At 51.3% G+C, this 12,403-nt stretch carries 13 protein-coding genes; 3 read left to right on the forward strand and 10 right to left on the reverse strand.

Annotated elements, in window-relative coordinates:
* Nucleotides 1-18: 18 nt before the first annotated feature.
* From CAter10_RS11445 to CAter10_RS11490, 10 genes are all read right to left on the reverse strand, one after another.
* Nucleotides 19-1,653 (reverse strand): type II and III secretion system protein family protein, encoded by a 1,635-nt coding sequence (locus CAter10_RS11445; RefSeq protein WP_082797877.1) that lies wholly within the window; start codon nucleotides 1,651-1,653, stop codon nucleotides 19-21.
* Between the two features lie 28 nt (nucleotides 1,654-1,681).
* Entirely contained in the window at nucleotides 1,682-2,662 is a 981-nt protein-coding gene (cpaB, locus tag CAter10_RS11450; protein ID WP_061533508.1) for a Flp pilus assembly protein CpaB, read from the reverse strand.
* Between the two features lie 148 nt (nucleotides 2,663-2,810).
* Nucleotides 2,811-4,028, reverse strand: a complete 1,218-nt coding sequence (locus CAter10_RS11455; RefSeq protein ID WP_082797878.1) for a TadE family protein — start codon at nucleotides 4,026-4,028, stop codon at nucleotides 2,811-2,813.
* Between the two features lie 93 nt (nucleotides 4,029-4,121).
* Nucleotides 4,122-4,370: a hypothetical protein gene (locus CAter10_RS11460; protein ID WP_061533510.1), complete on the reverse strand. Its 249-nt coding sequence runs from the start codon at nucleotides 4,368-4,370 to the stop codon at nucleotides 4,122-4,124.
* Nucleotides 4,367-5,083, reverse strand: coding sequence for a hypothetical protein (locus tag CAter10_RS11465; RefSeq protein WP_128083049.1), 717 nt, complete (start codon nucleotides 5,081-5,083; stop codon nucleotides 4,367-4,369). The genes CAter10_RS11460 and CAter10_RS11465 overlap by 4 nt, the downstream gene beginning before the upstream one ends.
* A gap of 34 nt (nucleotides 5,084-5,117) precedes the next feature.
* The gene (locus CAter10_RS11470) at nucleotides 5,118-6,287 is read right to left on the reverse strand and encodes a hypothetical protein (RefSeq protein ID WP_128083050.1); all 1,170 of its coding nucleotides are present in this window, start codon (nucleotides 6,285-6,287) and stop codon (nucleotides 5,118-5,120) included.
* A gap of 154 nt (nucleotides 6,288-6,441) precedes the next feature.
* A complete protein-coding gene (locus tag CAter10_RS11475) occupies nucleotides 6,442-6,897 on the reverse strand; it encodes a hypothetical protein (RefSeq protein ID WP_061533513.1) in 456 nt (151 codons plus the stop codon).
* Between the two features lie 5 nt (nucleotides 6,898-6,902).
* Complete coding sequence (locus tag CAter10_RS11480) at nucleotides 6,903-7,814, reverse strand: hypothetical protein (RefSeq protein ID WP_128083051.1); 912 nt, start codon at nucleotides 7,812-7,814, stop codon at nucleotides 6,903-6,905.
* On the reverse strand, nucleotides 7,772-8,806 hold the full coding sequence (locus tag CAter10_RS11485; RefSeq protein WP_061533515.1) for a pilus assembly protein TadG-related protein: 1,035 nt from the start codon (nucleotides 8,804-8,806) through the stop codon (nucleotides 7,772-7,774). Before CAter10_RS11485 ends, CAter10_RS11480 begins: the two co-directional genes overlap by 43 nt.
* A 73-nt stretch (nucleotides 8,807-8,879) precedes the next feature.
* Nucleotides 8,880-9,170: a Flp family type IVb pilin gene (locus CAter10_RS11490; protein WP_061533516.1), complete on the reverse strand. Its 291-nt coding sequence runs from the start codon at nucleotides 9,168-9,170 to the stop codon at nucleotides 8,880-8,882.
* Between the two features lie 386 nt (nucleotides 9,171-9,556).
* On the opposite strand from CAter10_RS11490, the gene CAter10_RS11495 reads away from it, so the two are divergent.
* The 3 genes from CAter10_RS11495 (at nucleotide 9,557) to CAter10_RS11505 (ending at nucleotide 12,362) form a co-directional block, all read left to right on the forward strand.
* Entirely contained in the window at nucleotides 9,557-10,459 is a 903-nt protein-coding gene (locus tag CAter10_RS11495; RefSeq protein WP_061535302.1) for a TauD/TfdA dioxygenase family protein, read from the forward strand.
* Between the two features lie 143 nt (nucleotides 10,460-10,602).
* Nucleotides 10,603-11,406, forward strand: a complete 804-nt coding sequence (locus CAter10_RS11500; protein WP_061535303.1) for an MlaE family ABC transporter permease — start codon at nucleotides 10,603-10,605, stop codon at nucleotides 11,404-11,406.
* Nucleotides 11,407-11,423: 17 nt separating this feature from the next.
* A complete protein-coding gene (locus CAter10_RS11505) occupies nucleotides 11,424-12,362 on the forward strand; it encodes an MlaD family protein (RefSeq protein WP_061533517.1) in 939 nt (312 codons plus the stop codon).
* Nucleotides 12,363-12,403: the final 41 nt, after the last annotated feature.

Genomic DNA, 12,403 nt, shown 5'->3' on the forward strand with positions numbered 1-12,403 from the left:
ATCCGCGAGCACGACCCGTTAATGATTTTTGTGTTCTGGCAGCGAATCGATTTCTACTGGTGGCGACGCTATCGGCTCGGGTTTAGGCTCGGTCATTAGGTTTTGTAGCGCAGGCAGTTCAGATTGCACCTCCATCCCGGCGCTCTTGCGTGACTGATTAATCCTGTTTGTCAAATTACGCAATGCATTTGAACTATCCCCAGCCTCGCCCTCATGGTTATGAGGAATTGCCACCAGATAGACTTCGGTCTGGTTGCGAGTCGTGCCAGTGCTTTTGAATAGATTGCCCACTACTGGCACGTCACCGAGTCCAGGTACTTTCTGAACATCGGTGCTGCCATCTTGACTGTACAAGCCGGACAGAATAATCGCATCGCCGGTCTTCACAGAGAAATCCGTTTCCGTGCGCCGTGTAGTAAAACCAGGTATACCGCCGACACTTACTGATGGATCGATTTTGCTTACTTCAGCTTTGAGTATTCCAGTGACATTGCCAAACTCATCGAGATGAGGAGCAATCTCGATCAGAATACCGTAGGGCTTGAAAGTGACATTAGTGCCATTTTGGCTGACAGTAGGAATTGGAACCTCACCGCCTGCAACGAATCTGGCCTCTCCACCATTACGCGTCGCAATGCTCGGCGATGCCAGCACAAAGGCTTCACCACTATCAACCGCTAGCTGGATAATCGACGGAATAGCTATCGACGCATTCACAGCAGCGCTCACACCACGTAGTTTGCGGTTCGGCAAATCGAAAGCTCCGCCGGTATCGCCAGAATTTTGCGGCAAGGGGCGAAGATTGGCGCTGCCTCGGGTAGCTTCGCCGAATATGCCGATATTGAAACCATTAAAACTCTTTGCCCAATTGACGCCAAGATTTTCCAGATATCCCTTTTTGAATTCCACAAAGTACAAGTCAAATACCAGCATCTGAGATGCCTGTTTGTATGCGGGAACCACGTCCAGATCAAGTTTTGTGCTATTAACCAGGTTTGCGTATTGATCTGTCAGAGCAGTGATCTTGGCAAGTTCTTCACGCGTCGTTATGCTTCCTTCCACAAATAACTTCTCACCATGTCGTACCACGTCGATATTGGGTAGATCCGCTAGCGCTTGTTTGATATCACGCTGTTGCTTGAGGATATTCAACGCGGTTACTCGCAAGCGAATTTCGCGGGATAAATTCGGTTTCTTCCACAACAGAATGTTTGTCAGGCCGACCTCCTGGGCAATCACCAATAATTTGGTTTTTTCAATTACAGCGGTCGAAGCAATCTTGCCATTGCCAATTGCTATGCGATTGACCGAACCAACCTCAAAAACCCTTGCCTCGCCCGCATACATCACAATTTCGTCATCGATCGGCGCGACCTGCTTCGAGATGGCGACACGTCCTGACTGTGATTGGAGGGAGCCAAGAGTACTAGCGTTACGCCATGACGAGTCGTCCGGCGGTGAAGCCGGGAGGCTACCGCCACCTTGAACGTTACCGTTCAGATATTCGATTGCGTCGCCGCGCATTTGACTCTGATTTTGCTTTGCCCGGATTAATGCCTGTCCATTTCTCGTAGGATCACCAGCAGAAAAAGCGTGACTACTCACCATCGCGGAAAGTAATAGGCTCGCGCGTAATAATTTTTGATTCTTCATGTCATTGCTTATTTTCTATTAAGTGTTGCTATTGATTTCCTGCCATGCTTCCCAGGAAGCGTTTCAGTGCTTCGATTTTTTTCCCAGGGTCTTCATCGCCACCGACATATTCGCCCGTCTTGAATCGACCTCCGATGATGTAATCGACTTGTGGTCCCGTCGGCATCTTCAAGCGTCGTTTTCCATCGGGATCTACAACGTCGGACAAGAAGATTTTTTTCTCGGCATTTCCTTCTTCATCAGGGCGCCGCAACACTGCAACGATGCGTGCACCGGTTTGTATCAAAATCACTCGCTGAGCGTCTGCTGCAGGTACTGCGATGGTGACTGTGCTATACATCGTTCGAGTGTCAGCCCGGCGAGTGCCGGCACCAACTTCACGTGCGCGATCAGCAGCCTCCACCTCACGTACCGTAGTCTGACCAGTTGCCCGTACTTCGACGTTGGTCAGCAGAGGCGCAAGCATGGTGTCTTCCTGACCAGGTGCAGCACCTGCTCCCGCCTCCAGCGGACGCTTCATCATGTAGAACAGATCAATGTGATCGCCGGCGCGAAGCAGCCCTGAGAAAGAATTAATTTCATCGACGGGAATAGTGATAGCGCGACTGCCAGGATCAATAGACTTGGAAAACGGAACTGATTCATACAGCAGAAAATATGACTCCAATAAAGGCGTTCCCTTGCGTACAGGGCGAATGAGCTTCTTTCCAATATATGCATCGATCTGTTCAGGTGCGATCACATCGAAATTCATATATTCTTTGGGCACATTGCGCGCAGCTACCTGCTCCATGTTCAATACATCTCCGGGGTTAAGATCGACCCGCGGAACAGTGACCGTTGTACGAATTTTGCTGGCCTCATCGTTGAGACTTTTCTCGATTTCACTAGATCGCGTGCGCAGATAATTGTTGGCCAAAAACACTGCGAACGCAGCAACTAGAACGATGATGATGAGTGGCGCCGCTTTTTTTATTTTTTGCAGATCAATGAGACGTTTTAATTTCATGATGATGAGATAAAAGTAATCGGGGAAGCGCGTGGCTTTTACTCAAACGCTTAGCAAAACTCTATTTCTACAGGAAGAAAATTAGTGGCAAGATGGAATTCTTGCGGGAGGACGATTAACGTTATTCCCCTCACAAAAGCAGCATGCCTTATGGCGAACTAGAAAGAGATGCCGGTGCCGCGGATGCTGCAGACCTATCGAGACTTTCTCCCCACCAGTGATCACTGACCTGATTTTTCGGAGCAAGACCATCTAAGTTGTACTGTCCAAGACAAAAGCCAATTTGAGGTTCTGTAGGATCGTATGTGGTAGAACCGACAATCTCGTTCCACATTTTACGAACAAGGTCAATCACCTGAAATCCATCGTCGTTGACAGGAGGAGTTGGGGGGCCTAATGGATAAAATGGCTGCCAATGCAACGCATTCTGTGCGCGATAACTGGCCGCGGCACTAAACGGGTAACGACCACGATCAAGCGCCTTTGACCTGAAGTCGGCGACCATTGAAGAAGGTGAATCCCCGCTGTCAAATAGGCGTGTGAGTCCGATAATGACACTGTTGGCAATCGGTACTTTAAGCGGATAACTCCACAGTATCTCGATCGACAAGACGGTGTTTTCCTGAATCGTTTTTCCGGTCCATCGTCCTTTCAGACCGGAGTCAGTATCGATGTCGTAGGTATCAGCTGCCGCTGTCCCAAGCGGCGTACGAAAACGCATATAGTCGGCAGGAATTTTTAAAATACCGTAATCGATGCCCTGTAATTCGATGTTGCCAGATTCGAGAAACGCAGCTTGGGTTGGATTGTGATAGAGGATGCATGAATTGGGTAAGGCATCCAGATAGGCATCAAATTGCGCACGCCATTTTTGTCCTGGGCCGCTTGCCCCATTCACGTACATCGGCGTTATACCGTTTATATATCCCTGTAGCACGGAGCTATCACCATAGCGCAGCAATCCTTTAAGGAAAATGACGAAAGCTGACGTAGGTGGTGTCTTTAGGGTTCTAATATTTTGAGACAGCTGGCTGTTGAGGCCGTTAGGCAGATTTGCTGCTTCTTCATCTCCCTCTGAAGATGAACCTGCCGCACTGTCGACAGCGGGTCCGTCGGACGTCTTGAGCAAATCGACAATTGTAGAAAAGGCGACCTTGCCGGGAATACCGATAGCCACATTGCCAACCATCCCACTTATTTTATCGGTAAGAAAGCGAGGAACAACTCTGCCATTACTCATTGCGCCTATACGGACAGCCTCTTGCACAGCAAAATTATGTGCCAGCTTGGCGCGATACATCAGCGCCAATTGTAAGCACAATAAAGCCATAATCAACACCACTGGGATTGCAACGACAAATTCCACAAAACTGGCACCGCGTTGCGGCTTACTTTTTTACCGCTTTTTCTAAACATGTATTAAAGACCTAAAATTACAACTCGCATATCAACTCACTAGTTAGATTGGTGTAGCACCAAATCCCATCCCCTGAACGTAGTGATAATTCAGTTGTCTGACTGCATCAAGCGGTGAGCCGAGCAACGAGGCATCGTCCACCGAAACAAATAGCACCATCGCCACCAGCACCAATAGCAGTGCGTATTCCACCGCTATCTGTCCACCAACAGCTGGTCGTAATCTGATGTTTGGCTTTGCCACTTTCAGTTTCGCAATAGCCTTTTTGCGAATCCACAGCGCATGATTCATCGGGTGAGCCAATTCACTATCACAAAGGTCTGTTCGCCTATTTTGTTCACGGTGTAAGTAGCTTCTTGGTAATCCGCTGACACATAGCGGAATATAGTGGCGCCATTTGCATCGGTAGTTCTTTTATAGGCCAGTTTCCAGGCGTGCGCCGCGCGATCTTCTTCATAGAAAGCGATGTTTTGTTCGATGCTGTAGTTATTCGTCATTGTGGTCAGGATCGATACGCGATTGTCATCCACTGTGCGCACTTCGTTCAGCACATGTGTACCAGTTGGCTTACGCAGATGTTTTCCTAACACTGGCATTGGATTTTTTTGATCGGAATTGATGATCGCAGGCAGATCCGACAAGCTCAGATAGCCTTGAGTTTGCTTGTCGCCGCTGCTGCTCAGAATAGCTTGTTTGCTCCACCCATCCTTGACCCCCAAGATAATCACATTTTCTCCATCCACTCGGTTACTCACACGCCATTTTTCATGTGCCCAGGTGCGGGACAGCATTACCGCCGCTTCTTTCAATGTTTGCGGACTATCAACGGCATAGATAAGAATCGGCATGCCGTTGACTTCGATGCGATCGGCCACACGGCTTTTATTCCAGGCCGACGGAATGCCTTCCAGCAGCAAAGATGCACCCCGTTCCCATTTATCCGCGGCCGACGTTACGATGCATAGCATCGCGCAGCCACACGCCACTAAAAGATGTTTCAACATAGCTTTTACGGGCGTAATGCAGTCAACAGGCCATCTACCATGGTCGTACGTCATCCGCCGTAATCCCAGGGGCCGTCGAAAAGCGATAAGCCATATTGTCGAAGGGAGCTATCACACGAGCGCGCATAATGCCAGCCGGACACAGCTCATCTTGCGTATATGTCTTTCGCCGCGTAATGCCATCGACATTCGGAGTGCAGCCTACGCCAGACCAATCAGGCTCGGTGCTGCTGCCGTCCAAACTGAAATTTTCCTTATAGGAATTGGTGTCTTGGGCTAGCTTGAGTATCTGCTTGTTTCCACTGGAGTCGCCGTTAGTCCAGTTCGCGAACAAAGTGGAGGCGGTTGCCGCGCTCAGGCCAGGCTTATCGGTCAGATAGTTCCCGCCAAAACCCGCTTTACCGCCAATGATCTGCGAAGCATTTGCTACGGTTTTACTATTAATAACTTTGCCGACATAATTTTCACCAGATAGCGGATTGAGTTCTTGCGTTATCCGTTTGATCGCTACCGCTCCTGGTGCGGACCAGGAATTGGTGATCATCGCCAGACTATCTAGCGTATTCCGGCTATCGCCACCATCGGCGGATGCCGACGTGTCCGCTGGAACGATGCCAAAGATGCGATGCATGAATTTGGTGATGAATTCATTTTGATGAATGACGCCGCTAACGCTAACTTGCTCATAAGGTTTGGTGTCCAGCTTAAGATTGGTGAGTGTATTGTAGGTAGGATCGAAACCCATATTGAATTTATCAGTGACCGAGTTGGCGCTGGTGGTGACAGTCAAAGCCTGCTTGGCAACACTATCAAATCCGGCGTTTTCAAAACTATCAGTAAAAAAGCGCGCGGCAGTGCTCATCCAATCCCTATGATCTTTCATCAGGGCGCTGCTATCTAATTCAGTCTGATTGGCGCCACGCGGTGTCATATATACGTGACGAAATATTTTTTCACCAAGATTGCTATCACTACCGTATAGCGACGCATAGTCAGCATCATCGGTTGCTTTGTAAGCGGTGCGCTCCCAAATGGCAAAGCGTGCTGTCTCTACATTCAATTGTCGCAATTCGCCATAGCGCCATAGCCATTGCAAACCAAATAAAAAAATCATCAATACACTACATGCCAGGATGGATTCGACCAAAGCCTGCCCGCGCTGCCGCTGCCTCAGATGACACATAGAAAATCTTGAACGTAACATCAGTTAATAACCGTAGAGAGCAATAATTTTTCCGGATAATTCAAACCTTCCAATCGGGCATTCCAGTAGGGCTGCATCAGATTGGCATGCGTTACCACTTGCTGACGTATAGTCCAGCGCTCCAAAGGAGAACGGTAATAGACTCGTGCCTTGCCTATCGCTCGCAGATAAGTGGTTTTATATCTGCGTCATAGTCTTTGATCGCAATCTGTCCCAGATTAAATTTATCTAAAGGCTTGATCTGTGCTTTGTCCGCCGCCTCCTCTAGACCTACCATAAAAGTTGGCCCCAAATCTTTTAGAGCACTGTCCTGCAATTTCCTTGGCGCCACAAAGAGATTTCCGGGATCCTCGCGATCTGCCTGATAGTTGCCGATATTTGCATCTCGCATCTCCCACAAACCGAATCTAGATGCCGGCAAGCCCATGTCAACTCCTATACCGTTCTTCTGCCACAAAGTCTGGGTACCACGCGAGCTACGCATTGTGAGCGCATCAGCGACATTACCCAGCCCCACCAGATTAAGTAAAAATCTTAAACCGTTAGAGATCGGATCCCCCCCCTCTACTTCACCGGCAGAATTTGCCGCCAGCCTTTGCAGATCAGTCAATATGACTAATTGTTCGAGGTTGGAAGACTCCGACCCGATAAGCCTTCAAAATTAGTGGATTGCTGCCTCAGCGCAGCAATGGTGTCATCCACTTCGCCGTTGTTACCGGCAGTCGGCACAGCTAGTGCCTCACCAGAAGCCGGCATACCTGCAGGAGAACCACCAACAACATTACCGGGAGAATTCGTCGAGGCATTCTGCTGGTTGATCAAATCTTGAGAAGAATTCGATGAATTAATGCTGCGCCCCACAGACTCTAATAAAGGGGCTATTGGGGCGACTATTTCGTCGGCCTGATTTTCGTCCAAAGTAGCCACACTAGGCGTGCGCTTAATCGCACTGTTAGCGGCTTTGGAGGCCATTTGAAAGACACCACGTCCCAAATACCCTCCTCCCGGACCCGTGCCGTCTCCCTTGGCCGAACCCGGGGCCAACGAGGCACATGCCCCGCCCAAACGCGGCGCAGCGACTTCGCCGGTCGGATAAATGATGTAGGCGCAATCGTCCAAACCGACCGCCTCACCCCAATAACTCTTTTTCGCTGCGTCATTCTGTTTTACCGCATTGACATATTCATTCAGGTCGAGAGGAATGCTCTCCCCAGCACCTCCCTTTTTGCTAAGTCTGGACATATTGGCCGCGCCAGCCAACGGTATCTTGACACCAAGAATGTTTAAATCAGTGATATCAATATTGGTCCAGGCATAGTTGCCATCTTGCGTCTGAATTGCGCGTGTACCGCCGGTGCGATCATAGATGCACATGAGTGGGCTAATCGCGCTGCCGAGGAGTCCCAGTACCACCTGAATCGCTGGCCCAGCGATTTCCGCGCCTGGCATGCCCGGAATCATGTCTGATAATCCACTGCCGTTTGCTAAACCACTGATCCCTTCCCCAATATATTTCTGGTGACACATGTCCATCGCCCACAAACCTTGTATTTTTGGGAACAGACGGCGTCCGGCGCTGCCAGAGGTGAAATGAACATCTCACCGGTCATGAGACGATGTACCAAGTTAAACTCTATCCCTTCTTGATCCGCAGGCATCTTGGTCTTCATTTTCTCTAGGCCCAAAAACTTTTTCGGTGGCTGATGCAGTTTCAGCATGCGTAAAAACTCCGTCACTCCTTTGAGTGACTGGTAAGCGATTATGCTTGGTATATAACTTGCATCTGGCGCATTGGCCTTTAACAAATCTGTTTGGGCATTGGCGATTGCATTCAAAGTCGCAAGCAAATGCGTTTGCTGCGCGGCGAACAGAGCGTAGTTGCTTAAAGAGTTGGCCGCTGTGCCAGCATTGGCCAGCACAACACTAGTGACTCGTGCCAGATTACTGACTTTTTGAACGGCGCCCTGTACTGCTGCAATTCCGTTGGCAACATTCTTGATTAACGGACCGACTTCAGGAATAAACGCAGCCAGATCGCCAATAGCCTTGATTGCTTTTGGACTGTTACGCCAATATTGATCGGCCATAGTGGTGGTTGACCACATCCCAGTTAATTGTGAGACGGCTACGTAATTGGATACCATTGCGCGGTTGGTATAGGCAGTGTAATTTAAGCCTTCGGCAGCGATAGTGGCATCGCTATAAGCAATTGCGTCAGCGGCATTGATCAAATGACGCTTGTCACTCGTCACTTGCGCCATGTTGTAGACTGCAAACAGGCCGACACACAACACCGCAAAAAAGAAAATGGCGATCGGCAGAACCGCTCCCTGCTGCAATCGCTGGCGACGGCGTGACGCCGGCAAGATCCGCGCCACGTTCAGCGTAAGATCTGGTCTCCTCACCGTCTCAGCCACAATACGAGGGCTTTCGCTCACGGACTCCGCTCTCAATGCCTCCTCCAATCCTTGGATAAATTCTTTAGCATATTTATGCTGCCTGCTGCCGCAGATCTTCATTATTCTTTTGTCGACCGCCCAGAATTACTTGCGCGCTCATCACGCAACCATCCTCCAAGGCGGTCTAGCGCAATTAGTTGTTATTGCCGGCGTAATCGCCCATGGTGCGCTTCTTGTCTGCTGCGGTCTTGGCAGCTTCGGCTGCGGTAGCTGCCTCGCTAATGGCGGAAGTACCATCCTTACCCGCCAATTCAGCCGCCATGCCAGCAACTTGCTCGCGAATCACTTTGCCGAAAGATGAGAACACTCCAATGCTCACCACGGCCACCAGCGCCACAATAATGATGTACTCCGACATGCCTTGCCCCCGCTGGCGCAGGGCTGTTTTGATACGATGAAATTTAACTGTTGTGAGCGTCGCCATAAAAATCTCCTATTTTTTAGCCAGAAACGTTTGAGTTTTTTGGATTATTTTGCTTTTCAGCTTTGTCATTAATTTTTAGTTGTTCATCTCTTTGGAATTGTTGAATTTTTAATTAAATGCATAAACGGCATCATTTCAGAAATCAAAAAAACAAGATATAGGATTAGTCCTATCTGGATTTTTTGACTCAGACTTTTAGCAAGCAATGGGTCGAAGTCGCTCAAACGACGTCCGTTGCCGCGTGATCACAACACGGAGCGCATAACGACATGCGAATTGATTATTTGCCGACATGGCACTAAAGCGAATGTAATGTTGCTTTCAATCGTGCACGGTCTATGTAGCAATGACTGCGGGTGTATCCGATTCCGACTTCTGATTCCGCCATGCCATCCAACAACGTTCCACATGCAAAAAAATCGTTCGCAGACTTTGAGCGAACGTTTGAAATCAGCCCGATTGATGGTCCGCTTGGCGCCGAAATCATCGGCCTTGATTTGAATCGACCGGTGTCAGATGATGATCTGGCGCGTATCCGCGCGGCGTTCGTTCGATACGGTCTGGTGGTATTCCGCGATCAGCGCATCGCGCCGCAACAGCATGTGGCATTCAGCCGCCGCTTCGGTCCGCTGCAAGTGCATGTGCTGAACCGCTTCCACCTGCAAGGCCATCCGGAAATTCTGATCGTTTCCAACGTCATCGAAAACGGCCAGCCGATTGGCCTGGTGGATGCGGGGGCCGATTGGCATTCGGATCTGTCGTACATGCCCAAACCGAGCCTGGGATCACTGTTGCACGCGCAGGAGCTGCCGCCGGAACAGGGGGATACCAGCTTCGCCAACATGTTCAACGCGTATGAAACCTTGCCCGCCGATGTCAAGCGAACACTGGAAGGCCGGCGTGCAGTGCATTCGTATGTGTATCGCTATCGGCGCCTGCAGAAGCTGTCGCCATGGCGTGCAGACCTGACGCAGAAGCAGATCGACGACGTGCCCGAGGTGGACCATCCCGTAGTGCGGGTGCATCCGGAAAGCGGCCGCAAGGCGCTATTTGTCAGCGAAGGCTTCACCTCGCATATCATCGGCTTGCCGGCCGACGAAAGCGCTGCCTTGCTGAAATTTCTGCATGAGCACACGATTCGTGCCGAGAATGTCTATCGCCATGCGTGGCGCGCGCACGACATCGTATTCTGGGACAACCGCAGCACGGTGCACTATGCGCCGATTACGCCGCAGCATTTGCGGCGCACGCTGTATCGCACTACGGTCGAGGGTGACGTCCCAGTGTGACGATGAACCGCCATTAGCGACCTCGTCCCGTCGCTCCGTTGGTCCCGAGAACGCGGTGATCCATGTTCTTCGCTTACCCAGCAATCGCTCAAGGGAAATGCAAGGGAAGCCTCCAACTGCATTTGCTGCGTTATCATTACCCGATGCGCCCAACTTCCTATCTCAACGCCAGACCCGAACAATGGGCCGCAACGTTCCTGCGCACCCTGAAAAGCTGGTGGCTCATGCTGCATCTGACGGCTGTTGCACTGGTAATGGGATTTTCACCATCTACCTACCACCGCGCCAACCGCAGTACAACCTATCGCTATATCTACACCGGCACCTGGCAAATACTGCCCTGGTTCACGTTGCTATGTACACTGCTCAGCCTGGTGCTGATCCGGATTGTGATTGTGACGGCGCTCAGTTACGGCTTGTCACGCTATGCGCTGGAAATGGTGGTGCGCGTGCTGGTGCTGGAATTGATCCCGCTTTCGGCCGCGCTATTCGTGGCGTTGCGCGCCGGTTTGGCTTTCAATGCCGGGGCCATGCAGTTTGCCGCGTCGGGAAAGGAACAAAACCTCCAATGGCGGGACATTGACCGACTGCGCCGCGACCTGGTGCCTCAGGTTATCGCCAACGCTTTTTCGGTGCTAAGTCTGGCGGTTGTCAGCGGAGTGATTGTCCTGCTGCTGGCCTATGTCAATGTCTACGGCATGTCACCCTGGGGCCTGGTCGATTACACCCGCACCGTCGGACGCGTATTTGACCCTGCGGTCACCTTGGGATTTGCATTGAAAACCATCCTCTTCGGACTGGCGGTCGCAGTCATCCCGATGGCAGCCATCCTGGAAGCCTCGCAGCAGCAGGTCGATATCTCATCCACGGTACAGCCTGGCGCGATTCGCCTGCTGTTCGTGCTAGTCTTGATCGAGATTGGCGCGCTGGCAGTAAAATATTTTTGAGAAAGAACGCACTCCTCATGACATCTCTACCCGATTCCCCCGTCGAGCCATCGGCCAACGTAGAGCTCAAGGCGCGCTTGCTGCTGGCCTTGATGGCGGCACTGATATGCAGCTTCGTGTTGTACGTGATGTACGCGCGCGGCGTGTTCGAAAGCACTCAGCAGTTGGTGCTGATCTCCGACGACTCGCAGGGTGTGCTGGTGGGCATGGATCTGACTTTCTCGGGCTTTCCGATCGGCCGCGTACAACGCATCGAACTGGGCGAGGACGGCAAGGCCCGGATCGTGATCGACGTGCCGCGCAAGGATGCAAATTGGCTACGCACCACTAGCGTCTTCACGTTGGAGCATGGCCTGGTGGGCGACACCCGGATTCGGGCGTTTTCAGGGGTCCTGAGCGATCCGCCATTGCCGCCTGATTCCGTGCGCACAGTGCTGATCGGCGATACTGCGGCGCAGATCCCGCGCCTGGTGGCGACCGCCAGCGCCTTGCTGGAAAATCTCCAAGCCATTACGGCGGCGGACTCCAGCCTGAATACCAGCCTGGATAACGTGCAGACCATGACCGGCCGTCTTACCGGTAAATACGGATTGCTGGGCGGCGCACTGGGCAGCGATGAAGATGCGAAGAAAATCGTCGTCGCACTGGACCGTGTCAATGCATTGCTGGCCAAGGCCGACCAACGGGTTTTCGGCCAGCGTGGCGTGATGGATGAAACCCAGGCCGCGATCGTGCAATTGAATGGCGTCCTCAGCGATACCCGCGCCAGCCTGAAGAAAGTCGATGCGGTGCTGGCCGAAGCGCAGGCAATCGGCAGCAATGCGCATATGGCCAGCAACGATCTGGGCGCACTACGCGCCGAAGTGGAAGCCAGTTTGCGCAAGGTGACGCAACTGGTGGATGAAATCAACCGCAAATGGCCTTTCGCCCGCGATACGGAGATCAAACTACCATGAAGATCGCCGCCTCCTGTTTATCCGTGTCCTTGACATTATTG

Origin of the sequence: Collimonas arenae (assembly GCF_001584165.1) — a bacterium.
GTDB lineage: Bacteria > Pseudomonadota > Gammaproteobacteria > Burkholderiales > Burkholderiaceae_D > Collimonas > Collimonas arenae.